The 26341-nt window shown below is 69.1% G+C and carries 24 protein-coding genes and 2 pseudogenes; 9 read left to right on the top strand and 17 right to left on the bottom strand.

Annotated elements, in window-relative coordinates; all coding sequences use genetic code 11:
* The 3 genes from ACK4ZD_RS12725 to pcp all read left to right on the top strand — a co-directional run.
* On the top strand, nt 1-2796 hold a 2796-nt coding region (locus ACK4ZD_RS12725), incomplete at its 5' end, for a hydantoinase B/oxoprolinase family protein (RefSeq protein ID WP_409662661.1).
* 24 nt (nt 2797-2820) lie between these two features.
* Nucleotides 2821-3654 carry a hypothetical protein gene (locus tag ACK4ZD_RS12720; RefSeq protein WP_409662658.1) on the top strand — a complete coding sequence of 278 codons (834 nt, stop codon included), beginning with the start codon at nt 2821-2823 and terminating at the stop codon, nt 3652-3654.
* Nucleotides 3655-3684: 30 nt separating this feature from the next.
* A complete protein-coding gene (gene pcp / locus ACK4ZD_RS12715; protein ID WP_409662655.1) occupies nt 3685-4332 on the top strand; it encodes a pyroglutamyl-peptidase I in 648 nt (215 codons plus the stop codon).
* A gap of 40 nt (nt 4333-4372) precedes the next feature.
* Here the strand turns inward: pcp and ACK4ZD_RS12710 are convergent, their stop codons facing one another.
* The 5 genes and pseudogenes from ACK4ZD_RS12710 to gdhA all read right to left on the bottom strand — a co-directional run.
* A complete protein-coding gene (locus ACK4ZD_RS12710) occupies nt 4373-4693 on the bottom strand; it encodes a type II toxin-antitoxin system YafQ family toxin (RefSeq protein ID WP_409662652.1) in 321 nt (106 codons plus the stop codon).
* On the bottom strand, nt 4665-4943 hold the full coding sequence (locus ACK4ZD_RS12705) for a type II toxin-antitoxin system RelB/DinJ family antitoxin (RefSeq protein WP_409662649.1): 279 nt from the start codon (nt 4941-4943) through the stop codon (nt 4665-4667). The genes ACK4ZD_RS12710 and ACK4ZD_RS12705 overlap by 29 nt, the downstream gene beginning before the upstream one ends.
* A 66-nt stretch (nt 4944-5009) precedes the next feature.
* Nucleotides 5010-5408 (bottom strand): hypothetical protein, encoded by a 399-nt coding sequence (locus ACK4ZD_RS12700; protein WP_409662646.1) that lies wholly within the window; start codon nt 5406-5408, stop codon nt 5010-5012.
* 26 nt (nt 5409-5434) lie between these two features.
* The gene (locus tag ACK4ZD_RS12695; protein ID WP_409662643.1) at nt 5435-5734 is read right to left on the bottom strand and encodes an addiction module antidote protein; all 300 of its coding nucleotides are present in this window, start codon (nt 5732-5734) and stop codon (nt 5435-5437) included.
* A gap of 53 nt (nt 5735-5787) precedes the next feature.
* Nucleotides 5788-6777 (bottom strand): annotated as a pseudogene (gene gdhA / locus ACK4ZD_RS12690) (NADP-specific glutamate dehydrogenase); the annotation flags it as partial.
* Between the two features lie 514 nt (nt 6778-7291).
* On the opposite strand from gdhA, the gene ACK4ZD_RS12685 reads away from it, so the two are divergent.
* Nucleotides 7292-8404: a patatin-like phospholipase family protein gene (locus ACK4ZD_RS12685; RefSeq protein WP_409662640.1), complete on the top strand. Its 1113-nt coding sequence runs from the start codon at nt 7292-7294 to the stop codon at nt 8402-8404.
* 6 nt (nt 8405-8410) lie between these two features.
* Here ACK4ZD_RS12685 and gatB read toward each other — a convergent pair whose 3' ends face one another.
* From gatB to gatC, 3 genes are read right to left on the bottom strand one after another with little or no spacing between them, the layout of a single operon-like run.
* Nucleotides 8411-9868: an Asp-tRNA(Asn)/Glu-tRNA(Gln) amidotransferase subunit GatB gene (gene gatB / locus ACK4ZD_RS12680; RefSeq protein ID WP_409662637.1), complete on the bottom strand. Its 1458-nt coding sequence runs from the start codon at nt 9866-9868 to the stop codon at nt 8411-8413.
* A gap of 1 nt (nt 9869) precedes the next feature.
* Nucleotides 9870-11357: an Asp-tRNA(Asn)/Glu-tRNA(Gln) amidotransferase subunit GatA gene (gene gatA / locus ACK4ZD_RS12675; RefSeq protein WP_409662634.1), complete on the bottom strand. Its 1488-nt coding sequence runs from the start codon at nt 11355-11357 to the stop codon at nt 9870-9872.
* 7 nt (nt 11358-11364) lie between these two features.
* Nucleotides 11365-11664, bottom strand: a complete 300-nt coding sequence (gatC, locus tag ACK4ZD_RS12670) for an Asp-tRNA(Asn)/Glu-tRNA(Gln) amidotransferase subunit GatC (RefSeq protein ID WP_409662632.1) — start codon at nt 11662-11664, stop codon at nt 11365-11367.
* Between the two features lie 245 nt (nt 11665-11909).
* Between gatC and ACK4ZD_RS12665 the strand changes: the two genes are divergently transcribed.
* The 5 genes from ACK4ZD_RS12665 (at nt 11910) to rodA (ending at nt 17701) form a co-directional block, all read left to right on the top strand.
* Entirely contained in the window at nt 11910-12953 is a 1044-nt protein-coding gene (locus ACK4ZD_RS12665) for a rod shape-determining protein (RefSeq protein WP_019561076.1), read from the top strand.
* Nucleotides 12954-13016: 63 nt separating this feature from the next.
* On the top strand, nt 13017-13934 hold the full coding sequence (gene mreC / locus ACK4ZD_RS12660; protein WP_409662628.1) for a rod shape-determining protein MreC: 918 nt from the start codon (nt 13017-13019) through the stop codon (nt 13932-13934).
* Between the two features lie 16 nt (nt 13935-13950).
* Nucleotides 13951-14469, top strand: coding sequence for a rod shape-determining protein MreD (gene mreD, locus ACK4ZD_RS12655; RefSeq protein ID WP_409662625.1), 519 nt, complete (start codon nt 13951-13953; stop codon nt 14467-14469).
* A gap of 17 nt (nt 14470-14486) precedes the next feature.
* Entirely contained in the window at nt 14487-16547 is a 2061-nt protein-coding gene (gene mrdA, locus ACK4ZD_RS12650; RefSeq protein ID WP_409662622.1) for a penicillin-binding protein 2, read from the top strand.
* Entirely contained in the window at nt 16544-17701 is a 1158-nt protein-coding gene (rodA, locus tag ACK4ZD_RS12645) for a rod shape-determining protein RodA (protein ID WP_409662620.1), read from the top strand. Before mrdA ends, rodA begins: the two co-directional genes overlap by 4 nt.
* Nucleotides 17702-17750: 49 nt before the next feature.
* Here the strand turns inward: rodA and ACK4ZD_RS12640 are convergent, their stop codons facing one another.
* The 9 genes and pseudogenes from ACK4ZD_RS12640 to ACK4ZD_RS12600 all read right to left on the bottom strand — a co-directional run.
* On the bottom strand, nt 17751-18416 hold the full coding sequence (locus ACK4ZD_RS12640) for a glutathione S-transferase family protein (protein ID WP_409662617.1): 666 nt from the start codon (nt 18414-18416) through the stop codon (nt 17751-17753).
* 97 nt (nt 18417-18513) lie between these two features.
* Entirely contained in the window at nt 18514-19569 is a 1056-nt protein-coding gene (locus tag ACK4ZD_RS12635; protein ID WP_409662614.1) for a DUF1513 domain-containing protein, read from the bottom strand.
* Nucleotides 19559-20593 carry an imelysin family protein gene (locus ACK4ZD_RS12630; RefSeq protein ID WP_409662611.1) on the bottom strand — a complete coding sequence of 345 codons (1035 nt, stop codon included), beginning with the start codon at nt 20591-20593 and terminating at the stop codon, nt 19559-19561. Before ACK4ZD_RS12630 ends, ACK4ZD_RS12635 begins: the two co-directional genes overlap by 11 nt.
* Nucleotides 20590-22017 carry a di-heme oxidoredictase family protein gene (locus tag ACK4ZD_RS12625; RefSeq protein ID WP_409662608.1) on the bottom strand — a complete coding sequence of 476 codons (1428 nt, stop codon included), beginning with the start codon at nt 22015-22017 and terminating at the stop codon, nt 20590-20592. The genes ACK4ZD_RS12630 and ACK4ZD_RS12625 overlap by 4 nt, the downstream gene beginning before the upstream one ends.
* Complete coding sequence (locus tag ACK4ZD_RS12620) at nt 22014-23195, bottom strand: imelysin family protein (protein WP_409662605.1); 1182 nt, start codon at nt 23193-23195, stop codon at nt 22014-22016. The genes ACK4ZD_RS12625 and ACK4ZD_RS12620 overlap by 4 nt, the downstream gene beginning before the upstream one ends.
* 77 nt (nt 23196-23272) lie before the next feature.
* Nucleotides 23273-24448, bottom strand: a complete 1176-nt coding sequence (locus ACK4ZD_RS12615) for a thiolase family protein (protein WP_409662602.1) — start codon at nt 24446-24448, stop codon at nt 23273-23275.
* A 181-nt stretch (nt 24449-24629) separates the two neighbouring features.
* On the bottom strand, nt 24630-25403 hold the full coding sequence (locus ACK4ZD_RS12610) for a ferredoxin--NADP reductase (protein ID WP_409662599.1): 774 nt from the start codon (nt 25401-25403) through the stop codon (nt 24630-24632).
* A 353-nt stretch (nt 25404-25756) separates the two neighbouring features.
* A complete protein-coding gene (locus ACK4ZD_RS12605; protein WP_409662597.1) occupies nt 25757-26116 on the bottom strand; it encodes a hypothetical protein in 360 nt (119 codons plus the stop codon).
* 11 nt (nt 26117-26127) lie between these two features.
* Nucleotides 26128-26341 (bottom strand): annotated as a pseudogene (locus tag ACK4ZD_RS12600) (hypothetical protein); the annotation flags it as partial.

The raw sequence follows: 26341 nt of genomic DNA, 5'->3' as shown, positions 1-26341 counted from the left end.
GTGATCGGCTTCGACATGGGCGGCACCTCCACCGATGTGTCGCACTACGCCGGCGAGTTCGAGCGGGCCTTCGAGACCCAGGTGGCCGGCGTGCGCATGCGCGCGCCGATGATGAGCATCCACACCGTGGCGGCCGGCGGTGGCTCCATCCTGGCCTTCGACGGCTCGCGCCTTCGCGCCGGCCCGCACAGCGCCGGCGCCAACCCCGGCCCGGCCTGCTACCGGCGCGGCGGCCCGCTGGCGGTGACCGATGCGAACGTGATGCTGGGCAAGATCCAGCCGGCGCATTTCCCCCAGGTGTTCGGCCCCGACGCGGACCAGCCGCTGGACCGCGAGGTGGTGGTCGAGAAGTTCACCGCCCTGGCCGCCGAGATCGAGGCGGCCACCGGCGTGAAGCGCTCGCCCGAGGAGGTGGCCGAAGGCTTCATCGACATCGCTGTGGGCAGCATGGCCAATGCGATCAAGAAGATCTCGGTGGCACGCGGCTACGACGTGACCCGCTACACCCTGCAGTGCTTCGGTGGCGCTGGCGGCCAGCATGCCTGCCTGGTGGCCGATGCGCTGGGCATGACGCGCGTCTTCGTGCATCCGCTGGCCGGTGTGCTCTCGGCCTATGGCATGGGCCTGGCCGATCAGCGTGTGATGCGCGAGGCGGCCGTCGAGCGGCCGCTGACCGAGGCCGAACTCGAGGCCCTGGCCGCCCAGGTGGAGGCCCTGGAGCGCGAGGCGCGCGAGGACCTCCTCGCCCAGGGCGTGAACACCCGCCACGTGTACACCGAGCGCCGCGCCCGCGTGCGCTACGAGGGCACGGACACGGCGCTGTCGGTGGCCCTGGGCACGGTGGCCGAAACGCGCGCTGCCTTCGAGACGGCCTACCGTCAGCGTTTCGCCTTCCTGATGCAAGGCCGGGGCCTCGTGGTGGAGGCGGTGTCGGTGGAGGCCGTGGGCGCCGGCGAAGCGCCGACCGAGCCGCGCCACCCCGTGGCCGCCGCATCGCCTGCCCCGGTGGCGGCCCAGGTCGAGATGTTCAGCGGCGGACGCTGGTGGCCGGCCTCGTTGGTGGTGCGCGACCAGACCCGACCCGGCCATGTGATCGCCGGACCGGCCATCATTGCCGAGCGCAACGCCACCACCGTGGTCGAGCCCGGCTGGCAAGCGCGCGTGACCGAGTTCGACCATCTGGTGCTCGACCGCGTCGAGGCGCGCACCCAGCGCAAGGCCATCGGCACCTCCGTCGACCCGGTGATGCTGGAGGTCTTCAACAACCTCTTCATGAACATCGCCGAGCAGATGGGCCTGCAGCTGCAGAACACCGCCTACTCGGTGAACATCAAGGAGCGGCTGGACTTCTCCTGCGCCCTCTTCGACGGCCAGGGCAACCTCATCGCCAACGCGCCCCACATGCCGGTGCACCTGGGCTCGATGAGCGAGTCGATCAAGACCGTCATCACGCGCAACCCCGGCATGCGCCCCGGCGATGTCTACGTGCTCAACGACCCCTACCACGGCGGCACCCACCTGCCCGACGTGACGGTGGTGACCCCCGTCTTCGACGAGGCGGGCGCCCAGGTGCTGTTCTACGTGGGCTCGCGCGGCCACCACGCCGACATCGGCGGCACCACACCCGGCTCCATGCCGCCCTTCTCGACGCGCATCGAGGAAGAAGGCGTGCAGATCGACAACGTCAAGCTTGTCGAGGGCGGCGTGCTGCGCGAAAAGGAGATCCTGGCCCTGCTGGCCAGCGGCGAATACCCCTCGCGCAACCCGCATCAGAACCTGGCCGACCTGAAGGCCCAGATCGCCGCCAACGAGAAGGGCGTGCAGGAGCTGCGCAAGATGGTCGAGCAGTTCGGCCTGGACGTGGTGAAGGCCTACATGGGGCACGTGCAGGACAACGCCGAGGAGTCGGTGCGCCGCGTCATCACCGCGCTGAAGGACGGCCAGTTCACGCTGCCGCTGGACAACGGCGCGCGCATCCAGGTGGCCATCCGCGTGAACCAGGCCCAGCGCAGCGCGGTGATCGACTTCACCGGCACCTCGCCGCAGCTGCACAACAACTTCAACGCGCCCAAGGCGGTGTGCATGGCGGCCGTGCTCTACGTCTTCCGCACGCTGGTGGACGACGACATCCCGCTCAACGCCGGCTGCCTCAAGCCGCTGGAGGTGATCGTGCCCGAAGGCTCGATGCTCAACCCCCATCCGCCGGCCTCGGTGGTGGCGGGCAACGTGGAAACCTCCACCTGCATCACCAACGCTCTCTATGGCGCCCTGGGCGTGCTCGCGGCCAGCCAGTGCACGATGAACAACTTCACCTTCGGCAACGACCGCTACCAGTACTACGAGACCATCTCGGGTGGCTCGGGCGCCGGCGCCCTCACCGATGCGCAAGGCCAGGTGGTGGGCGGATTCGACGGCACGGGCGTGGTGCAGACCCACATGACCAACTCGCGCCTGACCGACCCCGAGGTGCTGGAGTTCCGCTACCCGGTGCGGCTGGACAGCTACGAGATCCGCCGCGGCTCGGGCGGCGCGGGACGCTGGCGCGGTGGCGACGGCGGGGTGCGCCGCATCCGCTTCCTGGAGCCCATGACCGCGTCCATCCTCTCGAACGGCCGCAACGTGCCGGCCTTCGGGCTGGCCGGCGGCGAGCCGGGGGCTCTGGGCATCAATCGCGTGGAACGCGCGGACGGCAGCGTGGAGGTGCTCGCCCACATCGGCAGCACCGAGATGGAGGCCGGCGATGTCTTCGTGATCGAGACCCCGGGCGGCGGCGGCTATGGGCCGCCCGCGGCCTGACGGCGGGAGCCCGCCGCGGACGCCATGTTCGCGCTGAAGCTGTCGCTGGTGGCCGCCACGATCTGGCTGGCCACCCTGGTGACGCGCCGGCTGGGGCATGCCCTGGGCGGCGCGCTCAGCGGCATGCCCATGATCCTGGCGCCCATCCTGGGCGTGCTGCTCATCGACCTGCCGACCGCCCAGGTGCGGGCCATCGCGCTGGCCACGCTCGCCTGCGTGCCGGCCACCGTGCTGTTCATCGTCGTCTATGGCCGGGCCTGCGTGCGCTGGCCCTGGCCGGTGTGTCTGCTGATGGCCACCGCGGTGTTTCTGCTGGCCGCCTCCGCACTCACGCAGGTCGCGCGCAGCGCCGGCTGGGTGATCGCCATGGCCGCCGTGGCGCCGGGCCTGGGCCTGCTGGCCCTGTCACGCCCGGCGCACGCCGGTGGGGCCGTGCCCATCCCCCGCAGCGAACTGGCGTGGCGGCTGGCCGCGGCCCTCACGATGGCCGGTGCCGTCATGCTCTCGGCCGACGCCCTGCCGGCCCGCGTGAGCGGCCTGCTGCTGGCCATTCCGATCGCCGGCAGCATCCTGCCCAGCTTCACGCTGCCTCGTCATGGGGGGCAGGCCACGGTCGCGCTGCTGCGCGGTTTCGCCATGGGCCTGCACGGCTTCGTGGCCTTCCTGGTCGTGCTGTACGGTGCGTTGGGAGCCCTGCCGGCCGCGTGGGCGTTCGGTCTGGCGCTGGCCGGCTCGGCTGCCACGGGCTGGGCCGCCTACCGCCTGCGGCAAAGGGGGCAGGCCCGCCGCGAGGAGACGGATCGAAGCGATTCCCCAACCGCTGCAACACACCCGCGCAGGGGCCTGCCGAAACAATAAGACTTGTAGTATGACCGACTTCCCAACGCCATGAAGATCCTGCTCACCGGCTTCGAACCCTTCGGCGGCGACCGCCTCAATCCTTCGCAGGCACTGAGCGAAGCGCTGCACGGCCAGCGTGTGGATGGGGCCGAGATCACCGGGCTCGTGCTGCCCTGCGTCTTCGACGACGCCCTGGCCACGCTCCACCAGGCCCTCGATGCCCATCGCCCCCTCCTGGTCCTCGCCGTCGGCCAGGCCGGCAGCCGCGCAGACCTCACCGTGGAACGCGTCGCGATCAACGTCAACGACGCCCGCATTCCCGACAACGCCGGCCGACAGCCCATCGACACGCCCGTAGTGCCCGGCGGCCCGGCCGCCTACTTCAGCACCCTGCCCATCAAGGCCATCGTCGCCGAGTTGCACGCCGCGGGCCTGCCCGCCTCGGTGTCACAAACAGCCGGCACCTTCGTGTGCAACCACGTGTTCTACGGCCTGATGCATGCGCTGGCCACACGGCATCCTGGCGCTCGCGGCGGCTTCATGCATGTGCCCCTGCTGCCCGCGCAGGCCGCGCGCCTGGCGCCACCGACGGCGAGCATGGCGTTGGAGACCATGCGCCAGGGTGTGCAAATCGCCTTGCAAACGGCGCTGCGCGAGCGGGTGGATCGGGGGGTGGGTGGGGGTGCGCTGGATTGAAGCAACCGCACTGACCAGCACGCTTCCGTGGGCGCCTGGACTACTCCTCAAACAGGTCCGAATGCGTCCCTGCGCGTACGAAGATCACCGTGTTGCCTGCCAACTGGTAGATCAGCAGGAAGTCGCCGCCAATGAGGCATTCCCGGTGGTCTGCCCAGTCGCCTTTCAGGGGATGATCAAGCCACTCGGGGCCCAGAGGCGCGTCGTTGGCGATCAGGAGCCGCATCGCCTCTTTCAGTCGGTGCAGGTCGTACCGGCCCGAACGCGAGAGGCGCTCCCAATCCTTGAGGAAGGCCTTGGTGTAATCGCAGGCTCGGGGTGGGGCGGCCCGCTTAGCGCTGGCGGGCTTTTTCGAGGTCATCGATCAGGGCGTCCGCCGATCCGAAACGCGCGGCCCGTGCCCTCATCATCGCGCGCGCCTCTTCCATGGCAGCACGGGTCTGAGCGTTCGGCACCTTGAGCTCCAAAGGAAAGGCCTGGTCGGTGACCACACGCTTGAGCAGGATGCGCACGGCATCCGACACCGACAACCCCATGGCTGCGAGCGCTTCGCTGGCCTGCGCCTTGACCTCTTCGTCCACCCGGACGTGCAGCATGGTGGATTGAGCCATGACTGGAACCTTCTGAAGTGGGGTTTTGTTTCTCTTTTGAGATACGGTCAAGCTGAGCCCAACCCCCTACGCCGGCAACCTCGCCATCAAGGCCTTGTACGCCCCCGGCTGCTCCTCATGCAACTTGCGCAGCGCCGCCTCGGCGGCCTCGGCCAGATCCGCCTTGTGCACCTGCTTCACGGCTTCGATGCGCGCGGCCAGCTCCTTCAGGCGCCTGTGCTTGTCAGCGGCCTCGGCTGTCTTCCACTGGGCGTCTTCGGACAGGGCCAGCAGCACCTCGGTGATGAGGCCGAGCTGGCGGCCGTAGGAGGCCGTCTCGAAGACCTTGCGCTCGACTTCGCCCACGCCTGCCTGGGGCGGGATGGCGCCGAAGAACCAGCGGGTGTCGGGGGCGATGTCCTGCACGACGTCACCGCTGAAGGGCCAGCGCACCTGCGGGGCCCACCACCAGAACCAGGGAAACATGGCTGACCTCCCGCGGTACACCCGCGTCAGTTGACCTGCGCAGAAAAACGCACGCCCAGGGCTCGCGCCACTTTCACGACCGTGTCGAAACGAGGTTTGGCGCCGGGTGCCAGCGCCTTGTAGAGGCTCTCGCGGCCCAGCCCCGCATCCTTCGCCACCTGGGCCATGCCGCGCGCACGGGCCACGTCGCCCAGAGCCAGCAGCAGCAGATCGGTGTCGCCGGTTTCAAGCACCGCGTTCATGTACTCGGCGATGGCCGCATCGTCGGTCAGGTAGCGTGCCGCATCGAAAGGGACCAGGGCGGCTTTGCTCTTGGATGCGCTCATGTCGTCATGGTATCCAATTGGATACTGACGTCAATCACGAGCCCGACAAAGCCTCACCACACCCCTTGCGCCAGCATCGCGTCGGCCACCTTCACGAAGCCGGCCACGTTGGCGCCGCGCACGTAGTCGGTGCCGCCGCTGCCATTGTCGCCATAGCGCACGCAGTGGGTGTGAATGTCGGCCATGATGCTGCGCAGGCGGGCGTCGACCTCGTCGCGTGTCCAGGGCAGGCGCTGGGCGTTCTGGGTCATCTCCAGGCCCGAGGTGGCCACGCCGCCGGCGTTGCTGGCCTTGCCCTGGGCGTACAGCACCTTGGCGTGCTGGAACACGTCCACAGCCTCCAGCGTGCAAGGCATGTTGGCGCCTTCGGCCACGCACTTCACGCCCTGCTTCACCAGGGTGCGGGCGTCATCGGCGTCGAGTTCGTTCTGCGTGGCGCAGGGCAGGGCCACGTCCACCTTCACGCCCCAGGGCTTGCGGCCGGCCTCGTAGCGCAGGCCGCGCTCGCGGGCATAGTCTTCCACGCGGCCGTAGCGATCGTTCTTGATGTGCATGAGCATCGCGAGCTTCTCGGGCGTGAAGCCCTCGTCGTCGATGACCGTGCCGCCGGAGTCGGAGGCCGTCACCACGCGTGCGCCCAGCTGCAGGCATTTCTCGATGGCGTACTGCGCCACGTTGCCCGAGCCCGACACCGCCACGCGCAGGCCCTCGAGCGTCATCTGCCGGCTGCGCAGCATGTGATCGACGAAGTACACGAGGCCATAGCCGGTGGCCTCGGGACGGACGAGGCTGCCACCGAAGGACAGGCCCTTGCCGGTGAACACGCAGGCGGCGTTGTTGGTGAGCTTCTTCATCATGCCCGCCATGTAGCCCACCTCGCGCGCGCCCACACCGATGTCACCGGCCGGCACGTCGGTGTCGGCGCCCAGATGGCGATACAGCTCCAGCATCAGCGCCTGGCAGAAGCGCATCACCTCGCCACGACTCTTGCCCTTGGGGTCGAAGTCCGCCCCGCCCTTGCCGCCGCCCATGGGCAGGGTGGTGCTGCGCCCAGGCCATGGCCCACATCTGCCGGCGCTCGGCCGGGTCGGGTGAGGCGCTCAGGAACAGGGGCCCCGGGGGCACTGCCACGGCCCTCGCGCAGTCAGACACGCACAGCACCGTGCCGGGCCACAGGTTCAGGAGGTTGGGAAACTCGGGGTTGAGGGCCTTGATCGTGTCCAGGATCTCGCCATAGCGGCGTGTAGGCGGCGACCATCCATAGAGTTTGTGGATGATCGTTGTGATCGTCTCGCCGGGTTGCACTGCGTATTCGTAATACAGCGGCTGCGTCATGTTCTCTCCCTGCCGTTGTGTGTTCGATCGGCCCCTTTCGAGGCCCAACGCATCGTAGACAGAACCTCGTGGGCGGGATCGGCACAGGCTGTATCCGTGTGTGTCTGTGCGTTACCGCCCGTAAGGCCTGCCCCCGACGAGCGAAGCTCGCGCGATCAGCGCATCCTCGCCACACGCGGCCCGGCCCCTCGTCCTACACTCGGGCCAACCCTGAGTACCCCCATGCCCTCAGCCTCCACGCTCCTGCCCCTGGACCTCGCGCTGCAAGGCGGCGGCTCGCACGGCGCCTTCACCTGGGGAGTGCTCGACCGGCTGCTGGAGGACGAGGGTCTGGCGGTGCAGGGCATCTCGGGCACCAGCGCCGGGGCACTCAATGGGGCGGTCTTGGTGACCGGGCTGGTGCGTGACGGGCGCGACGGGGCGCGAGCGGCCTTGCGGGCCTTTTGGGAGGACGTGGGGCGCAGCGGACAGGTGTTCTCGCCGTTTTCGCTGACGCAGGCGGCCGCCGCGCAGCACCACAGCTTCAATTTCGACCGGCTGCCCAGCTACCAGTGGGCGACGAGCTTCTGGCGCAGTTTCAGCCCGTATGAGTTCAACCCGCTGAACCTCAATCCTTTGCGCGACGTGGCGCGCCGGCATGTGGACGAGACCGCGCTGCGCGAGTCGCATCGCCACGTGCCGGGTCTGCGTTTGTTCGTGACGGCCACCTCGGTGCACACCGGCCAGGCGCGCGTGTTCACGGGCGCAGACCTCGGCATCGATGCGCTGCTGGCCTCGGCCTGCCTGCCCTTCCTGTTCCAGGCGGTGGAGATCGACGGCGAGCCTTACTGGGACGGCGGCTACACCGGCAATCCGGCGCTATATCCGCTGATCTACCGCACGAACACGCTGGACATCCTGCTGGTGAAAATCAACCCGCTCAAGCGCGAAGGCACGCCCACGCGCAGCGTGGAGATCATGGACCGCCTCAGCGAGATCACCTTCAACGCCAGCCTGATCGCCGAGTTGCGCGCGATCGCCTTCGTGTCGCGGCTGCTGCGTGAGCACAAGCTCGACCCCCGCCGCTACAAAGACCTGCGCCTGCACATGGTGGCCGACGACGAGGGCCTGGCGCCTTTCAATGCCTCGAGCAAGCTCAACACCGACCCGGCTTTCCTGGAGCAGCTCTTCGCGCTGGGCCGCGCCGCGGCCGAACGCTGGTTGGCCGCACACCGTGGCGACCTGGGCCGGCGCTCCTCGCTGGACATCGAGGCCACCTTCCTTGGGCGAGGGGCCCCCGCCGAGGCGCCAGCCCCGCAGCGCCGTACCTGGTGGCGGCGCTGGCTGCGGCCTTGAAGCCGCTCAGGCGCCGAGCTTCTTCCTTAGCAGCTCGTTCACCTGGGCCGGGTTGGCCTTGCCCTTGGTGGCTTTCATGGCCTGGCCCACCAGGGCGTTGAAGGCCTTGTCCTTGCCGGCGCGGAATTCCTCGACTGACTTGGCGTTGGCGGCCAACACCTCGTCGAGGATGGCTTCCAGGGCGCCGGTGTCGTTCATCTGCTTGAGGCCCTTGGCCTCTATCAGCGCATCCACATCGCTGCCCTCGCCGCTCCACAGGGCCTCGAACACCTGTTTGGCGCCGTTGTTCGAAATGGTGCCGTCACTGATGCGACCAATGAGTGCGGCCAGCGTGGCGGCCGGCACGGGAGCCTGCGCGATGTCCTGGCCTTCGGCGTTGAGTCGGCGCGAGACCTCGCCCATGAGCCAGTTGGCCACTAGCTTGGGCTGTCGGCACGCATCGCGCGCGGCTTCGTAGTAGCGGGCGAACGCGAGGCTTTGCGTCATCATCGTGGCGTCGTAGGCCGGCAGGCCATCGTCGCGCTGGAAGCGTTCGGCCATCACGCTGGGCAGCTCGGGCATCTCGGCCTTCACCCGCTCGACCCACTCGGGCGCGATCACCAGCGGTGGCAGGTCGGGGTCGGGGAAGTAGCGGTAGTCGTGCGAGTCTTCCTTGGTGCGCATGGCCCGCGTTTCGCCGGTGTCGGGGTTGAAGAGCACGGTGGCCTGCTCGATGGCATGCCCGTCCTCGAGCTGGTCGATCTGCCAGTTCACCTCGTAGTCGATGGCCTGCTGAAGAAAGCGGAAGCTGTTGAGGTTCTTGATCTCGCGGCGCGTGCCCAAGGGCTGGCCGGGCTTGCGCACCGACACGTTGGCATCGCAGCGGAAGCTGCCTTCTTGCATGTTGCCGTCGCAGATGCCCAGCCACACCACCAGCGCGTGCAGGGCCTTGGCGTAGCCCACGGCCTGCGCCGACGAGCGCATGTCGGGCTCGGAGACGATCTCCAGCAGCGGCGTGCCGGCGCGGTTGAGGTCGATGCCGGTGTGGCCGTGATAGTCCTCGTGCAGCGATTTGCCGGCGTCTTCTTCCAAATGGGCGCGGGTGAGGCGCACCACGTGCTTGTCGTCGCCCAGGTAGAACTCGACCTCGCCCCCCTGCACCACCGGGATCTCGTACTGGCTGATCTGGTAGCCCTTGGGCAAGTCGGGGTAGAAGTAGTTCTTGCGCGCAAAGATGGACCGCGGCGCCACGGTGCCCTTGACCGCCAGGCCGAAGCGGATGGCGCGCTCAACCGCGGCGCGGTTCAGTACCGGTAGCGTGCCGGGCAGGGCCAGGTCCACCGCGCAGGCCTGGGTGTTGGGCGCCGCACCGAAAGCGGTGCTCGCGCCCGAGAAGATCTTCGATCGGGTGGACAGTTGCGCGTGCGTCTCGAGGCCGATCACCACCTCGTAGCCGCGCACGAGTTTCGATGGGGTCTGGGTCATCTCAATAGCCCTGCGGAGTGCGGAGGTGGAAGTCGGTGGCCTGCTGGAAGGCATGCGCGGCGCGCAGCAGCTCGCCTTCCTTCCAGTAGTTGCCGATCAATTGCAGGCCCACGGGCAGCCCCCCCTCGCCGAAGCCCGCAGGCACACTCATGCCGGGCAGGCCGGCCAGACTGGCCGGCAGGGTGAAGATGTCGGCCAGATACTCCTGCACCGGGTCGGTCTGGCTGCCCAGCGCGCGTGCCACGGTGGGCGAGACGGGGCCAGCGATCAGGTCGCACTGGGCAAAGGCGGCCTGGAAGTCGTCGGCGATCATGCGGCGCAGCTTCTGGGCCTGCAGGTAGTAGGCGTCGTAGTAGCCGTGGCTGAGCACATAGGTGCCGATCATGATGCGGCGCTTGACCTCGGCACCGAAGCCTTCGGACCGGCTCTTCTTGTACATGTCGAGCAAGTCGGCATAGTCCTTCGCGCGGTGGCCGTAGCGCACGCCGTCATAGCGGCTCAGGTTGGAGCTGGCCTCGGCCGGGGCGATGATGTAGTAAACGGGAATGGACAGCTCGGTGCGCGGCAGGCTCACGTCCACCAGCGTGGCGCCGAGCGTCTCGAACTCGGCCAGCGCGGCGCGCACAGCGGCCCGCACGCCCGCGGCCACGCCTTCGCCAAAAAACTCCCGGGGCAAACCGATGCGCAGGCCCTTCAGGGGCTGGGCGGCACTCGCCCCTTCGCGCAGCGTGCGGATCGTGGCGGCATAGTCCTCCACAGGCTGCTGCGCCGAGGTGGCATCGCGCTCGTCGAAGCCGCTCATCGCGGTCAGCAGCAGCGCGCAGTCCTCGGCGCTGCGCGCCAACGGGCCAGCCTGGTCGAGGCTGGAGGCGAAAGCGATCATCCCGTAGCGCGAGCAGCGGCCGTAGGTGGGCTTGATGCCGGTGACGCCGGTCAGCGACGCCGGCTGGCGTACCGAGCCGCCGGTGTCCGTGCCGGTGGCCGCCGGGATCAGGCGTGCGGCCACCGCCGCGGCCGAGCCGCCCGAGGAGCCGCCCGCGACACACTGCGGGTTCCAGGGGTTGCGCACCGGGCCGAACGCCGAGTTTTCGTTGCTGCCGCCCATCGCGAACTCGTCGCAGTTGAGCTTGCCCAGCGTGACGGCGCCGGCCGCGCGCAGTTGGCTGACGACGGTGGCGTCGAAGGGGCTGCGGTAGCCCGCAAGCATCTTCGACGCCGCCGTGCTGGGGAAGTCGGTGGTGACGAAGATGTCCTTGTGCGCCAGGGGCACACCCAGCAGCGGGCCCGTCTCGCCCTTCGCACGCCGATCATCGGCGGCCTGTGCCTGGGCCAGCGCCACGGCCTCGTCGGTACACAGGAAGGCCCCCAAGTGTTGATGGGCGGCAACGCGCGCAAGCAGATGTTTCGTGACTTCGACGCTGGAAACGGCCTTGGCATCGAGCTGGCGGGCCAGTTCGGCCACGCCCAGGTGGTGCAGTTCGGTGCTCATCGGACCCTCACTCGATGACCTTGGGCACGAGGAACAGTCCGTCCTCGACGGCCGGGGCGCTGCGCTGGTGGGCCTCGCGCTGGTCGGTCTCGGTCACCACGTCCTCGCGCAGGCGCAAGGCCACGTCTTGCACGGCCGACAGCGGGGTGTACAGGGGTTCGATGCCGGTGGTGTCTACCGCGCGCATCCGTTCGACGATGGCGAAGAAGCCGTTGAGCTGTTCGAGCATCTGGGCCTGCTCGTCCTCGCTCAGCGCCAGCCGGGCGAGGTGGGCGATGCGGCCCACGTCCTGGGGTGTCAGAGCCATGGGAAATTGTTTGCTGTTGGGGCTTCCCGCACGCATGGGTGCGGGGGCATTGGGGTATTATCTTCGGTTATCCACAACCGGCCCGGACGCGGCGGTTTCATCGGGGCTGCAGCCCCGGATGGGGCGCGATCCGGAGCCGGTTTTGTGCAAGAAGCCGGGCCCACCGCTGCACCGGGCGGCCCGAAACAAAACCAGCGCGCGGCCGCGCAGGGCCAGCCCGGTCGGCCGCCCCGGAACCCTGACACATGTTCGAATCCATTCGTCGCTATTTTTCGACGGACCTCGCCATCGACCTGGGCACGGCCAACACCCTGATCTACGTGCGCGGCAAGGGCATCGTCCTGGACGAGCCCTCGGTGGTGGCCATCCGCCATGAGGGCGGCCCCAACGGCAAGAAGACCATCCAGGCGGTGGGCGCCGAGGCCAAGGCCATGCTGGGCAAGGTGCCCGGCAACATCGAGGCCATCCGGCCGATGAAGGACGGCGTGATCGCCGACTTCACCGTCACCGAGCAGATGCTCAAGCAGTTCATCAAGATGGTTCATCCGCGCTCGATGATGAAACCCAGCCCGCGGATCATCATCTGCGTGCCCTGCGGCTCCACCCAAGTCGAGCGCCGCGCCATCCGTGAATCGGCGCTGGGCGCCGGCGCCTCCGAGGTCTACCTGATCGAAGAACCCATGGCCGCGGCCATCGGCGCGGGGCTGCCGGTGTCGGAAGCCTCGGGCTCGATGGTGGTGGACATCGGCGGCGGCACCACCGAGGTGGGCGTCATCAGCCTGGGCGGCATGGTCTACAAAGGCAGCGTGCGCGTGGGCGGCGACAAGTTCGACGAAGCCATCATCAACTACATTCGCCGCAACTACGGCATGTTGATCGGCGAACCCACGGCCGAAGCCATCAAGAAGGAGATCGGCTCGGCCTTCCCCGGCTCCGAGGTCAAAGAAATGGAAGTGAAGGGGCGCAACCTCTCGGAAGGGGTGCCGCGCAGCTTCACGATCAGTTCCAACGAGATCCTGGAAGCCCTGACCGACCCGCTCAACCAGATCGTCTCGTCGGTGAAGAACGCGCTGGAGCAAACGCCGCCCGAGCTGGGCGCCGACATCGCCGAGCGCGGCATGATGCTCACCGGCGGCGGCGCCTTGCTGCGCGACCTCGACCGGCTGCTGGCCGAAGAAACCGGGCTGCCGGTGCTGGTGGCCGAGGATCCGCTGACCTGCGTGGTGCGCGGCTGCGGCACGGCCCTGGAACGCATGGAGCGCCTGGGCTCGATCTTCACCTCGGAATAAGCCCACCTGAGGATGCGCCGGCCGGCCCAGCCCCCGCCCCCCAGTTCCTGACTGCGTTGCGCCATGCCCCTGGGTACGCTGGACCGCACCCCGCCGCCCTTCTTCCGGCAAGGCCCCTCGGCCTTCACGCGGCTGGTGGTCTTCGCGGCGCTGGCCCTGTTCCTGATGGTGGCCGACCGCCGGCTGGGCGTCGTCGAACCGCTGCGCGCCGTGATTGCCACGGCGCTGCACCCGATGCAGCAGGCCCTGCAAGTGCCGGTGCGGGCGGTGCGCGCCGGCGGCGAGTACCTCCAGGGCCTGGCCGCGGCGCGCGCTTCCGAAGCCGAAGCCCGCCGCCGGCTGGCCGACCAAGCCGAGCGCCTGGGCCGTCTGGAGATGCTCGAGCAGGAAAACGCCCGTCTGCGCGACATGCTGAACCTGCGCGCCGCCGTGAGCGCGCGCACCCAGGCCGCCGAAGTGCTGTACGACCGGCCCGACCCCTACACGCGCAAGGTGGTGATCGACCGGGGGCTCACCCAGGGCGTGGTACGCGGCTCGCCGGTGATCGATCACACCGGCGTCATCGGCCAAGTCACGCGAGTGTATCCGCTCACTTCAGAGGTCACGCTGTTGGTGGACAAGGACGCGGTCATCCCGGTGCTCAACACCCGCACCCAGGTGCGCGGCGTGGCCTATGGCGACCCCCAACGCGGCGGGCTGGAGCTGCGCTTCATGCCCACCAATGCCGACGTGCGCGAGGGCGATGCGCTGGCCACCTCGGGCGTGGACGGCGTCTACCCCCCCGGGCTGCCGGTGGCCGTGGTCAGCCGGGTCGAGCGTCGCGCCGACAGCGCCTTCGCCCGCATCCTGCTGGAACCGGCGGGCCAGCTCAGCAGCGCCCGCCACGTGCTGGTGGTCGAGCCGGTGGGCCGCCAGCTGCCCCCGCCGCCCGATCCCGAGCCCGAGACGGCCGCCGCCCGCCGCGGCGCAGGCCGACGCTGACCGACAGGCCCCTGCCATGATGCCGCGCGGATCCGATCAACTCCTGCTGCCCGCCAACCCCGTCTTCATCTGGGGGTCGCTGGCCGTCGCCCTGGCCCTGAACATGCTGCCGCTGGGCCGCACGCCGGCCATGCCGGACCTGCTGGCGCTCACGCTGGTGTTCTGGAACGTGCACCAGCCGCGACGCATCGGCATCGGCGCGGCCTTCGTCTTCGGGCTGTTGATGGATGTGCACGACGGCGCGCTGCTGGGCCAGCATGCCTTGGCCTATACGCTGCTGAGCTACTTCGCGATCACCATCCACCGCCGGCTGCTGTGGTTCTCGGTGCTGGAGCAGGCGGTGCAGATTCTGCCGCTGTTCTTCGCGGCCCATGCGTCGCTGGTCTTGATCCGGCTGGCCGCCGGAGGCATCTTTCCGGGTTGGGAGCTGCTGCTGGCTCCGGTGTTCGAGGCGGCTTTGTGGCCCCTGGCCAGCTGGGTGTTGCTGGCGCCCCAGCGCCGTGCGCCCGACCCCGACGAAAACCGACCGCTGTGAGCGTCACAAGGTCTGCCGTGACCGAACTCAAGGATGTCGAACTCGAGCTGTCGCGCTTTCGCGCCAGGCTGCTGTTCGCCGCCGCCTTGGTGCTGGTGTGCTTCGGCCTGGTGGCTGCACGGCTGGTCTACCTTCAGGTGCTCAAGCATGAAGAGCTGAGCGCGCGCGCGGAGAACAACCGCATCGCGGTGCTGCCCATCACGCCCAACCGCGGGCTCATCCTGGACCGCAACGGCATCGTCGTGGCACGCAACTACGCGGCCTACACGCTGGAGATCACGCCGTCGAAGGTGGATGACCTGGACGCCACGATCGATGCCCTGGCCGAACTGGTGGACATCGGCCCGGCCGACCGCCGGCGCTTTCGCCGCTTGATGGAGGAAACCAAGGGCCTGGATTCCCTGCCGGTGCGCACCCGGCTCAGCGACGAGGAGGTGGCGCGCTTTGCCGCGCAGCGCTATCGCTTCCCGGGCGTGGACGTGAAAGCGCGCCTGTTCCGCCACTACCCGCTGGGCGACGTGGGCAGCCATGTGGTGGGCTACATCGGCCGCATCAACCAGGCCGAGAAAAAGGCCATGGAGGACTGGCCCGAGGAGGATCTGGCCAACTACCGCGGCACCGAGTACATCGGTAAGCTGGGCGTGGAGCAGGCCTACGAGCGCGAGCTGCATGGCACCACTGGCTTCGAGGAGGTCGAGACCAGCGCCGGCGGGCGCGCCGTGCGCCGGCTGCGCTCCAGCCCGGCCACGCCCGGCCACACCGTGGTGCTGTCGATCGACATCAAGCTGCAGGCCCTGGTCGAGCAGCTCTTCGGCGAGCGGCGCGGCGCGCTGGTGGCCATCGACCCGCGTTCCGGCGAGGTGCTGGCCTTCGTGAGCAAGCCGACCTTCGACCCCAACCTCTTCGTCGAAGGGATCGACGTGGAGAACTGGCGCGCGCTGAACGAATCGATCGACCGACCGCTGCTCAACCGCGCGCTGCGCGGCACCTACCCGCCGGGCTCCACCTACAAGCCCTTCATGGCGCTGGCCGCGCTGAACACCGGCACGCGCACGGCCAGCCAGGCCGTCCTGGACACCGGGGTCTTTGTCTTCGGCAACCACCGCTTCCGCAGCCATGGCGACACCGGACTGGGCATGGTGGATCTGCGCCGCTCGATCGTGAAGTCGAGCAACGTCTATTACTACACCCTGGCCAACGAGATGGGCGTGGACCTCATCCACGACCAGATGGCGCCCTTCGGCTTCGGACAGATCACCGGCATCGACCTGCTGGGTGAGGCCCGCGGCGTGCTGCCGTCCACGGCCTGGAAGCGCAGCGCCTATCGCCGCCCCGAGCAGCAGCGCTGGTACGCGGGCGAGACCATCTCGCTGGGCATCGGTCAGGGCTACAACAGCTTCACGATGCTGCAGCTGGCCCATGCGATGGCCACCCTGGCCTCGGGCGGCCAGCGCTACAAGCCCCATGTGGTGCGCGAGATCCGCGATGCGGTCAGCCACGAGGCCCGTGCGGTGAACCACGAGCCGCTGAGCCCGCTGGCACTCAAGCCCGAGCATGTGAAGGTGGTGCTGGAAGCCATGCACGCGGTCACGCAAGAAGGCACCTCCACGCGCAGCTTCGTCGGTGCGCCCTACCGCAGCGGCGGCAAGACCGGCACGGCACAAGCCGTCTCGATCCGCCAGAACGAGCGCTACAACGCGGCCCGGATGGCCGAGTACCTGCGCGACCACGCCCTGTACGTCGCCTTCGCGCCGGTGGAGGAGCCGCGCATCGCGGTGGCCGTGATCGTCGAGAACGCCGGCTTCGGCGCGCAGTCGGCCGCGCCCATCACCCGGCGGGTCTTCGACTACTGGCTGGCCGGCTTGTACCCCAGCGAGCAAGACATCGCCGCGGTGCAGCGCGGCGAGGCAGCCGCCCCCGTAGGCACCCCGCGTCTGGCCGCAGCCGTGCCCGTGCAACCAGTGTCCTCGGCCCTGGACGGCAGCCGCGTGAGCGGCCCGGCCATCGCCTTGCCCGCCGACGACCCGGCCTCGGCCAGCCCCATTTCGACCGCGCCCGGCGCGGTGCGCGCCCCATGAAGGTCACCTTCGAACGCCCCTCGCTGTGGCAGCGGCTCAAGCCGGTGCTCTTTGGCTTCGACCCGGCCCTCACGGCCGCGGTGCTGCTGCTGTGCGGCGCCGGCCTGATCATCATGTACTCGGCCGGCTACGACCATGGCAGCCGCTTTGCCGACCATGCCCGCAACATGCTGATCGCCGCGGCCGTGGTCTTCGTGGTGGCGCAGGTGCCGCCGCACCGCTTGATGACGATCGCCGTGCCGCTGTACCTGGCCGGCGTGGCCCTGCTGCTGGGCGTGGAGTTCTTCGGCATCACACGCAAGGGCGCGACACGCTGGCTGAACATCGGCATCACGGTCATCCAGCCCAGCGAGATCATGAAGATCGCGCTGCCACTGATGCTGGCGTGGTGGTTCCAGCGCCGCGAGGGCCAGTTGCGGGTGGCCGACTTCCTGGTGGCCGCGGTGATCCTGGCCGTGCCGGTGGGCCTGATCCTGCGCCAACCCGACCTGGGCACCTCGCTGCTGGTGCTGGCGGCGGGCCTGGCGGTGATCTTCTTCGCCGGCCTGTCGTGGAAGCTGGTGATTCCGGTGCTGGCGGCCGGGGTGATCGGCATCGTGGCGCTGGTGAGCCTGGAAGAGCGCATCTGCGCACCAGGGGTGGACCTGAAGGTGCTGCACGAATACCAGCGTCAGCGCGTGTGCACCCTGCTCGACCCGACCAAGGACCCGCTGGGCAAGGGCTTCCACATCATCCAGGGCACGATCGCCATCGGCTCGGGGGGACTGACCGGCAAGGGCTTCATGAACGGCACGCAGACCCATCTGGAATTCATCCCCGAGCGCACCACCGACTTCATCTTCGCGGCCTATTCCGAGGAATTCGGCCTCGTGGGCAACCTGGCCCTCATCCTGGGCTTCTTGTTCCTGATTCTGCGCGGACTGATGATCGCCAGCGAGGCCCCCACGCTGTTCGCCCGCCTGCTGGCCGGGGCAGTGACGCTGATCTTCTTCACCTACGCCTTCGTCAACATGGGCATGGTCAGCGGCATCCTGCCCGTGGTGGGGGTGCCCCTGCCCTTCATCAGCTATGGCGGCACTGCGATGGTCACGCTCGGCCTGGGCCTGGGCATCCTGATGTCGATCGCGCGCAGCAAGCGTTTCATGCCGTCTTGAGGCCTGGCAGCGCGGCCCGCTTGGGCGTGCTCAAGCGCCGGATCCTGGCTCAGCCGAGCCGGTAAGGCCCGCCCTTGGCCAGCGCGCGCTGATAGGCCGGGCGGGCCTGCATGCGCTGCAGCAAGTGGGTGAGCAGCGGGTAGCGCTGGTCCAGACCGCCCCGCGCGGCCGAGGCCTCCAGCGGGAAGCTCATCTGGACGTCGGCGGCGGTGAACTCGTCGCCCGCGAACCAGGGGCGCTCGGCGAGTTCGGACTCCATGTACTCGAGGTGGCGCCGGATGTTGGGCGTCACGATCATGTCCTTGACCTTGCGCGCGATGCCCGCGGCGATGGGGCGCACGAGCAGCGGCGACTTCTTCTCCACCGAATCGAAGACCAGCTTCATCAGCAGCGGCGGCATCGCTGTGCCTTCGGCAAAGTGCATCCAGTAGGTGTAGCGCAGCGCCTCGGGCGTGCCGGCCGGGGGCTTGAAGCGGCCAGCGCCGTAGCGCTCGACCAAGTACTCCAGGATGGCGCCGGACTCGGCCAGCACCAGATCGCCATCGGTGATCACCGGCGACTTGCCCAGCGGATGCACCTGGCGCAGCTCGGGCGGAGCCAGCATGGTCTTGGGGTCGCGCTGGTAGTGGCGGATCTCGTAGGGCAGCTGCAGCTCTTCGAGCATCCACAGCACCCGCTGCGAACGGGAGTTGTTGAGGTGGTGGACAGTGATCATCGGGACCGGTGCCGAAGTGGAGGGGTCGAGCTTAACCGCAAGGCTGCGACGGTGTCTTTCTGGGATGCCAGGAGAGCGGCGGTGGACACTCGGGCGGTCAGGCCCGCCAGTGGTTGTCCAGGCGCAGATGGGGCAGTGCCAGCCGCATCGAGCCGGTGCCGGCGTCGGGATCGCCGCCCATCCACAACCCGCCTTGCGCATCGGCGGCCAGCGCGCAGGCTTCGGGCAGCGGCACCCAGCCGCGTGGGCGACCGTCCCGGTGGTACAGCGCCACGCCCCCCGCGCGCGGGCAGCCCACGGCAAAGCCCTCGGGCGTGCCGGCGATGTCGCCGCCGTAGCCCGCCAGTGGGCGGTCGAAGGCCACGGCGCGCAGACCTTTCGGCTCCAGCAAGGCCAGCACCGGGGCGGCCCGGCGCTGCGCCTCGTCGTCGTGCTCGGCCTGCAGGGCCACGCCCAGGCGGTCGCCGCTCCAGGCGAGGTGGCGCAGGCTCAGGCGAGTGTCCTCCAGCCGCCATTGGCCCCGCAGTTCGCCGCGGCGCGTGTCCAGGCAGACGAGGGATGAATCCATCGTATCGAGCGCGAGCTTGTGCCGTCCTGTCTCGGGCCGGGTTTCGATGCCGCCATTGGCCACGAAGAGGCGGTCGGGGTGGTGGCGGTCCCAGATCAGCTGGTGCGGGTCGCGGCCACGCGTCGGCCAGATATGCAGCGTCTCCAGCGAGTGGGCTTCGCGCACGGCCACCCAGCCTTGGCCGGTGTCCAGATCGGTCTCGGTAGTGAGCAGCACTTGGCCCTCGGGATGCAGCAGGACATGGCCATTGAGCGTGCGCTCGGGCGGCATCCAGGCCCACAGCGGATCGCGGCCCGGCAACCAGCGCAGCAACCAGTCGCCCGGGCGCCGGGCGGCGACATAGAGCTCACCCGAGGGGCCGACCCACACCCCATGCGCCCGGGTGGGCACGTCGAGCGCCGCTTCCACCTGCCACTGGCCGCTGGACGGGTCGGGCCGCAGCCAGCCGACCTGGTGCTGGTGATCGGGCCGGCGCCAGCTGGCAGCCAGACGAGGCGCCGACGCGGCCCAGGCGGGGACCGCCACGAGCAGCAGGCCGGCCCCGGCCCACCCCATGAGGTGTCGCCGGGTGAGTTCAGTCGCCATCGGCATCCGAAAAGCCCAGCCGGACCTCCAGTGCAGACGCCAGTTCGGCCTCGGCCAGGCGCTTGAGGTCGGCCAGGGCTTGGGCCGCGTCCAACGCCGTCGACGGTGTCTTTGGATCTGCGGCGCTCACCCGGCGGTCGGCCGCCTCGACGGCCGTCACCCAGCGGTCCGCCAGGTCATTGAGACCGCGACCGCGCAGGTAGAGCTCGAACGTCACCCGCCCTTCACCCGGCGCCGGCACCTCGGCCCCGGCGCGGGCTTGGGCCGCGACCGCCGCCCAATGCGCCTGCCAGCTCTGCGCGGTGGTGCCACTGGCGTGCCGGGGCAGCGTCTGCGGTGTGCCGGCGCGCAGGGGTTTTTCCATCTGGGCCCAACGCAGACGCTCGACGCCGCCCACCCATTGGTTGACCAGCTCACCCACCGCCGCCACGACCTCGTCCTCGGGCCAGTCGTCGCGGCCGCGCCGGGCCAGGGCGGCAAAACCTTCGCTCAGGGCCTGGGTTTCGCGCAACAAGTCGAGCGCCACCTCCCGGGCGTAGGCGCAGGCCGGTGTGGCGGGGGCGGCCGGTTGGGTCCACAGCAGCCATTCCAGCGCGGGCAGACCCTTGGCGGGGGTACCGATGCGCTCCATCGCTGCCGCGCCGCGCGGCGCAGTGCGGATGGCCCGTTCGATCAGGTTCGCTCGGGTAGGCGAAAAGTCGATCTGGCGCAAGCTGCGCCGGGTGATCAGCGGCCCGGTGGCCACGGCTGAGAGGCGCTCCCAGGCCGTGGTCGTCTCGCGCCAAGGCCCGCGCACATGCTCCAGCGGCTCGCGGCCGTGGCAGTAGTCGTCCACGGCACGGGCCAGCACCTGGGCCCGCTCCTGCAGCACGCGCGCCTGCGGCGCCGTCACGAAGCGATGCCAGCCCACGAGCAGGTCCACCGGGGTGTAGAAGGGCACGGCCACCCGCGTCCACTGCGGCTGGGGCAGGGCCGGTGCCGCCAGGAGCGCTCCGATCAACAGCACCAGGGCACGTCGTTTCACAGCGACTCCACGAATTTCACCAGGGCCTCGCGATCCTCGCGGCTCATGCGCAGCACCTGTTGCTTGCTGTCTTCGGCCTCGCCGCCATGCCAGAGGATGGCCTCGAGCACGCCGTTGGCCCGGCCATCGTGCAGCAGGCGCTGGTGGCCGTTGACGTCCTTGATGAGCCCCAGGCCCCACAGCGGCGGCGTGCGCCACTGACGGCCGTTGGCGCGGAAGTCCGGCCGGCCGTCGGCCAGGGCCTCGCCCATGTCGTGCAGCAGCAAGTCGGTGTAGGGCCAGATGGTCTGACCCTTCAGCGCCGGGCTGGTCAGGTGCGGGAAGGGGCCTTCGCCGGTGACATAGCTGGGCCGGTGGCACACGGCACACTGGGCCTGGGCGAAGAGCTTCTGCCCTTGCAGCACCTGGGCATCGCGCGCCCGGCGGCGCGCCGGCGGGGCCAGTGTGGCCTGGTAGAAGATCACGTCGTGCAGTGTCTTGTCGTCGATCTCGGGGGTCTGACCCCTGGCCCCGCGCGGCGCGGCGCGGCAGTCGGTCTGCTTCGGCGTGCAGGTCTCGTCGGGGAACACCGAGGAGGTGATGCCGATGTCGCCCAGGAAGGCGCCGGCCGTCTGGTGGGCGATGGTGGCCACATTGGCCTTCCAGCCGAAGCGGCCGATCATCTCGCGGCCGGCCACCACGTCCCACACGCGGTTGGGCTGGCCCTTGATGGGCCCGGGCATCGCCGCCTGTTCGGCGGCGTTGCGTTCGATCTCGGCCGCGGGAATGGCTTCGAGCAGACCCATGCCGATGACCTGGGGGGCGATGCGCGGGCTCACCCTCACGTCCTTGGCCATCGGCCCGTAGCCGAGCTTGCGAAAACCGTAGACCGGCTGCTGCAGGGTGTAGGGCGTGCCATCGGCGAAGCGGCCGTGGATCGGCGTCCAGCGCATCGTGATTTCACCTTCGGGCTTCACCCCCGGCACGGCGGCAACGGCGAACTGGTCGCCGTACACCGGCTCGGGCCGGGGCCCGCCGTGGGCATCGGTGCCGGGCACCGACAGGCGCAGCAGCAGGGCCAGGGGCTGCTCGTCGGCCAGGCCCTTGCGGAAGTCGGGTGGGGCGCCGCGGCCGTCCAGCGCATGGCAGGCGCCGCAGGAGCGCGCGATGAAATGCGGCCCCAGGCCGTCGCGCGCGGTGGTGGAGGCCGGCGCGATCACCCAGTTGCGCTTGAAGAAGGAATTGCCGATCACGAAGCGCGTACGCTCGGCGTCGCTCAGATTGGCCGCCGGGAAGGAAAAAGCGTTCTTGCCGGTGGCCCACACGGTGGTGGCCCCGCCGGTGCGTTCGCCCAGGGGGTCGGCCTGGGCCGGGGCCGCATCGGAGCGGCCCAGCGGGCTGGCCACAAGGGCCACCCCCAGCCAAAGGAAGCCGCTCGCCCTCACGGCTGCACGAGCGTGAGCTGGGTGATGCCGATGGCCGCGGCGGCGTCCACCAGGTCCTTACTCTGCTGTGCGAGGCTGTCGATGGCGGCCTGAATGCGCCGGCGGCCCGGAGCGTCGGCGCCGCCGAGGATCTCGCGGTCGAAGGGGGCCTGGATCGCTTCAGTGGCCTGCACCGAACGGCGGATCTGGGCGGTGGTGCGCTCGGCCAGGGCGGCGTCCTTCGCGGCCACGAGGTCGCGCAGGCTGGGGCCCTGCAGCACCCGACCGTCGGCGCGCCGGTAGCGGCCCAGCCAGACGTTTTCGATGCCCAGGGCATTGGTCACCGCATCGCGGTGGGTGTTGTCGGAGAAGCAGGAGTGCTCGTCTTCCTGGTCCTGGCTGGCCAGGGCCACCTCCAGGCGTTCGCCGGCCAGTTCACCGCGCGACAGCGAGCCCAGACCCACCAGCATCTTGCGCAGCGACTCCTGGCCGCCGCGCTCGAAGGCGGCGCGGTAGTTGTTCTTCACGCCCGGCGCCCAGGCACGCACGAGGCTGGTCAGGTCGTCGATCAGGATCTCGGTGATGAGGCGCAGGTAGGTGCGGCGGCGGTCGGCGTTGGGGCGCTTGCCGTCGATGAAGTCCTCGAAGCTGCGGTCGCCCGGCCCGGTCTCGGACAAATCCTGGCCCCAGAGCATGAACTCGATGGCATGCCAGCCGGTGGCGATGTTCTCCTCACCGCCGCGCTCGTTCAGCCCGATCAGCGCCTGCTTGGTCAAGGGCTGCCGGCGGTCGTTGATCAGACCGGCCTTCGGCTGGCCTTCGACATAGTCGACATAGGACTCGTCCATCGGCCAGGCATTGAGCCGGCCCTCGGGGCCGTCGTCGTCGTCGATGGGGCCGCCGTAGAAGCGGTAGGCCTCGGTCTGGCCGTAGAACTCGCGGGCCTCGAGCCAGGCCCGGCGCGCGGCGGCCAGGGTCTGCTCGGAGGGTGCGGCCAGGAAGGCAGCGATGGCCTTTTGCATCGCCCGGGCTGCGGCCAGGGTGTCCTCGTAGCTCGCGTGCACGAGGACGGCGTAGTGGCGGATCACCGCCGGGGCCGTCGCGGCGGCGGGTGTCGCCGGCGCAGCGGCGGCCGACGGGGCCTGGGCTGCCGCCGCAAGGGCAGCCAGCAAAGCCAGGCTCAGGACCAGGTGTTTCATGACGGGCTCCTCGGATCAGGCCCGTCATTGTATTTACGAATTATTCGTATTACCAATCCTGGCTCAGGGCCCCGGATTCACACGCGCTCGATCACGGTGGCCGTGGCCATGCCGTGGCCGATGCACATGACCTGCAGGCCCAGGGTGCCATCGGTGGCCTCCAGGCCGTGCAGCATCTTGGCCATCAAGGCGCCACCGGTGGCGCCCAGCGGGTGGCCGTGCGCGATGGCGCCGCCCCAGGGGTTGAGCTTGGCCATGTCGGGCCGGAACTCGCGGGCCCAGCACAAGGGGACGCTGGCAAAGGCTTCGTTGACCTCGATCCAGTCGAGATCGGCCACGCTGATGCCGGCGCGCTGGAGCGCTTCGTGGGTGGCAGGGATCACCCCGGTGAGCTGCATCACCGGGTCGGAGCCCACCACCACGCGCGCTCGAAAGCGCGCCTTGGGCCGGAGGCCGTCGGCGCGGGCGGTGGCCTCGTCGGCCAGCAGCACGGCACTCGCCCCGTCGGAGATCTGGCTGGCATTGGCCGCCGTCACCACCCCCTGCCCCGGGGGACGCATCACCGGGACCATCGAGGCCATGCGGGCCTCGTCGAGCACGGCGCGGATGCCTTCGTCGCGCACCAGCGTGATCGGCCGGCCGTCGGCATCCAGCCCTGGCGTGGGCAGCACTTCGTTGTGCCGGCCGGCCTCGGCAGCCGCGTGGGCGCGGCGGTGGCTTTCCTTGGCGAACTCATCGCAGTCGGCACGCGACAGGCCCCAGTGCTCGGCGATGCGCTCGGCGCTCTCGATCTGGTGCACCAGGGCATGGCGCTGCAGCAGCGCCGGGTTCAGCGCCTCGAAGCCGGTGAACTCGAAGCGGCCGAGCGTCACGTCGAGGAACATGGGCACGCGGCTCATGCTTTCCACGCCGCCGGCGACCACGTAGCGCGCATCGCCGGCGGCGATGGCCTGGGCCGCGAAGTGCACCGCCTGCTGGCTGGAGCCGCACATGCGGTTGAGCGACACACCGGCCACCCGCGTGGGCAGGCCCGACAGCAGCACCGCCAGCCGCCCGACGTTGGCACCCTGCTCGCCGGCCTGGCTCACACAGCCGGCGATGAGATCGTCGATTCGTCCGGGCTCCACACCGCTGCGCTCGACCAGGCCGCGCACGGCCAAGGCCAGCAGGTCGTCCGGACGGGTCTCGCGCAAGGCCCCCTGGCGGCGGCCAAAGGCCGTGCGCACGGCGTCGAGGATCACGGGCTGGGACATGGGAGGCTCCGTTCAGCGGCCCCGCCAGCGCGACCAGGCGCTCGGTAGCGGCAGCCACACGCCGGGCAGTATAGGCCGGCGGCCTCCGCGAGGCCGGCCTGGCCAGCGCCCGCACCCACCTTCACACAGCGGCCCCGCCACGGGGCCCCGGGTCACCCAGACCGCCAAAGGAAAGAGCGGTTTACTGATCGGCGAAGGCGCGCTCGATCACATAGTCGCCGGGCCTGGAGGTGTTGCCCTCATGGAAGCCGCGCGCGTCGAGCATGGCCTTCAGATCCTTGAGCATGGCCGGGCTGCCGCAGATCATCACGCGGTCGTGCTCGCGGTCGAGCGTGGGCAGGCCGAGGTCGTCGAACAGCTTGCCGTTGTCGATCAACGTGGTGATGCGGCCCTGGTTGCGGAAGGGCTCGCGCGTGACCGTGGGGTAGTACAGCAACTGCTCAGAGGCCAGCTCGCCTAGGAACTCGTGCCGGGGCAGCTCCTCGGTGATGAGGTCTTGATAGGCCAGCTCGGCCACGTGGCGGCAACCGTGCACCAGCACCACCTGCTCGAAGCGCTCGTAGGTGTGCGGGTCGCGGATCACGCTGAGGAAGGGCGCCAACCCGGTGCCAGTGGCCAGCAGGTACAGGCGCTTGCCCGGCAGCAGGTAGTCCAGCAGCAAGGTGCCGGTGGGCTTGCGGCCCACGAGGATGGTGTCGCCCTCCTTGAGGTGCTGCAGCCGCGAAGTCAACGGGCCGTCTGGCACCTTGATGCTGAAGAACTCAAGGTGATCCTCGTAGTTGGCGCTGGCCACGCTATAGGCGCGCAGCAGCGGCTTGCCCTCGACTTTCAGGCCGATCATCGTGAAATGGCCGTTCTGAAAGCGAAACGCCTGGTCGCGGGTGGTCTTGAAGCTGAACAGGCGGTCGGTCCAGTGACGCACGCTCAGCACACGTTCTTCGTTGAAGGCACTCATGGTCGAGAGACAAAGCAGGATGGAACACAGACTTCGAGCGAGCGCCAGGCAGGCGGCTGACGCGGGCCGCGCGCTGCTGCAGTGCAGCAGAACGCGGTCGGATCATACATTCGCTCGAGCTATGAGTCACCCATACATAAATAACATCCTGATCTAAGGCAAGGGTGTTGCGAACGGTTGGTTCGCGGCTTCTCAGCAGATGCCCTCCGTCAACGCGGATCCACCGGATGCTGAGACTCCGTAGGGCTTCGCGCCGGCAGTGGCGAAAGAACACCGCGGCCGACGCAAGAACTGGTCGGCTTCACGGCACTGGGTGTCGAAAACTGCGCCAAGCGAGGTCTTCCGCGTGCATTTCAGCGCCGAAGCAGATCTTCGCAATCGTCGCAGACCAGCAGCCACTCACGCCCATCGCATCGCAAGACACCCGTCCAAGCCGCTGTGATCCGCCAGGTGCAGGTGAGTCCTTGGTAATGCAGCACCCCGAGTGCTGCACAGGGGGCGTGCTCGTAGTGATCGTGCAAGGTTTTGGCGTCCACCAGCTTGGCTCGGCGGAAGAAGGCTGCTGCATCTGCATGACGATTCGGCACGTCGGCCGAGGTGCAGCGCTGGGGTTCGGTGGATTCGAAGTCAGCGACGTAAACGTCTCGAACAGCGTCGGCCCTGAATGCTGACGGTCCCGTCGCACAAGCACTGATGAGAACCACCCCCGCCATGGCGACCCTCCTCAGCGCCATACGGCACTCCCCGCCTCGTCCGGATGTTTGTACGATACCTGCGGATGGCGGAAGACATCGGCAGCCGTCATGGAAAAGTGGCGGTAGATCTCGTCGAGCAACCACTGCAATCGGTGATTCTGCTCCGCCGTTACCGCTTCATAGCGCGTTTCATCGATGTGTCTGCCAACCAGGCTCCATGTCGTTTCGTGTGGAAAGCAACAC

The organism is Caldimonas sp. (assembly GCF_046291045.1).
Classification (GTDB): Bacteria; Pseudomonadota; Gammaproteobacteria; order Burkholderiales; family Burkholderiaceae_C; genus Caldimonas.
Note: the sequence above shows the minus strand (reverse complement) of the source record. Positions and strands in the feature narration are given on the sequence as shown.

Bases quoted from the DNA above. Each gene is read 5' to 3' on its own strand.
- ACK4ZD_RS12710 (WP_409662652.1), bottom strand. From the start codon at position 4,693: ATGACCTCGAAAAAGCCCGCCAGCGCTAAGCGGGCCGCCCCACCCCGA.
- gatB (WP_409662637.1), bottom strand. From the start codon at position 9,868: ATGACCCAGACCCCATCGAAACTCGTGCGCGGCTACGAGGTGGTGATC.
- ACK4ZD_RS12640 (WP_409662617.1), bottom strand. From the start codon at position 18,416: ATGATCACTGTCCACCACCTCAACAACTCCCGTTCGCAGCGGGTGCTG.
- ACK4ZD_RS12620 (WP_409662605.1), bottom strand. From the start codon at position 23,195: ATGAAACACCTGGTCCTGAGCCTGGCTTTGCTGGCTGCCCTTGCGGCG.
- ACK4ZD_RS12605 (WP_409662597.1), bottom strand. From the start codon at position 26,116: ATGGCGGGGGTGGTTCTCATCAGTGCTTGTGCGACGGGACCGTCAGCA.
- gatC (WP_409662632.1), bottom strand. From the start codon at position 11,664: ATGGCTCTGACACCCCAGGACGTGGGCCGCATCGCCCACCTCGCCCGG.
- ACK4ZD_RS12665 (WP_019561076.1), top strand. From the start codon at position 11,910: ATGTTCGAATCCATTCGTCGCTATTTTTCGACGGACCTCGCCATCGAC.
- ACK4ZD_RS12635 (WP_409662614.1), bottom strand. From the start codon at position 19,569: ATGGCGACTGAACTCACCCGGCGACACCTCATGGGGTGGGCCGGGGCC.
- ACK4ZD_RS12700 (WP_409662646.1), bottom strand. From the start codon at position 5,408: ATGTTTCCCTGGTTCTGGTGGTGGGCCCCGCAGGTGCGCTGGCCCTTC.
- ACK4ZD_RS12610 (WP_409662599.1), bottom strand. From the start codon at position 25,403: ATGAGTGCCTTCAACGAAGAACGTGTGCTGAGCGTGCGTCACTGGACC.
- gatA (WP_409662634.1), bottom strand. From the start codon at position 11,357: ATGAGCACCGAACTGCACCACCTGGGCGTGGCCGAACTGGCCCGCCAG.
- ACK4ZD_RS12615 (WP_409662602.1), bottom strand. From the start codon at position 24,448: ATGTCCCAGCCCGTGATCCTCGACGCCGTGCGCACGGCCTTTGGCCGC.
- rodA (WP_409662620.1), top strand. From the start codon at position 16,544: ATGAAGGTCACCTTCGAACGCCCCTCGCTGTGGCAGCGGCTCAAGCCG.
- mreD (WP_409662625.1), top strand. From the start codon at position 13,951: ATGATGCCGCGCGGATCCGATCAACTCCTGCTGCCCGCCAACCCCGTC.
- ACK4ZD_RS12695 (WP_409662643.1), bottom strand. From the start codon at position 5,734: ATGAGCGCATCCAAGAGCAAAGCCGCCCTGGTCCCTTTCGATGCGGCA.
- ACK4ZD_RS12705 (WP_409662649.1), bottom strand. From the start codon at position 4,943: ATGGCTCAATCCACCATGCTGCACGTCCGGGTGGACGAAGAGGTCAAG.
- ACK4ZD_RS12720 (WP_409662658.1), top strand. From the start codon at position 2,821: ATGTTCGCGCTGAAGCTGTCGCTGGTGGCCGCCACGATCTGGCTGGCC.
- pcp (WP_409662655.1), top strand. From the start codon at position 3,685: ATGAAGATCCTGCTCACCGGCTTCGAACCCTTCGGCGGCGACCGCCTC.
- mreC (WP_409662628.1), top strand. From the start codon at position 13,017: ATGCCCCTGGGTACGCTGGACCGCACCCCGCCGCCCTTCTTCCGGCAA.
- ACK4ZD_RS12685 (WP_409662640.1), top strand. From the start codon at position 7,292: ATGCCCTCAGCCTCCACGCTCCTGCCCCTGGACCTCGCGCTGCAAGGC.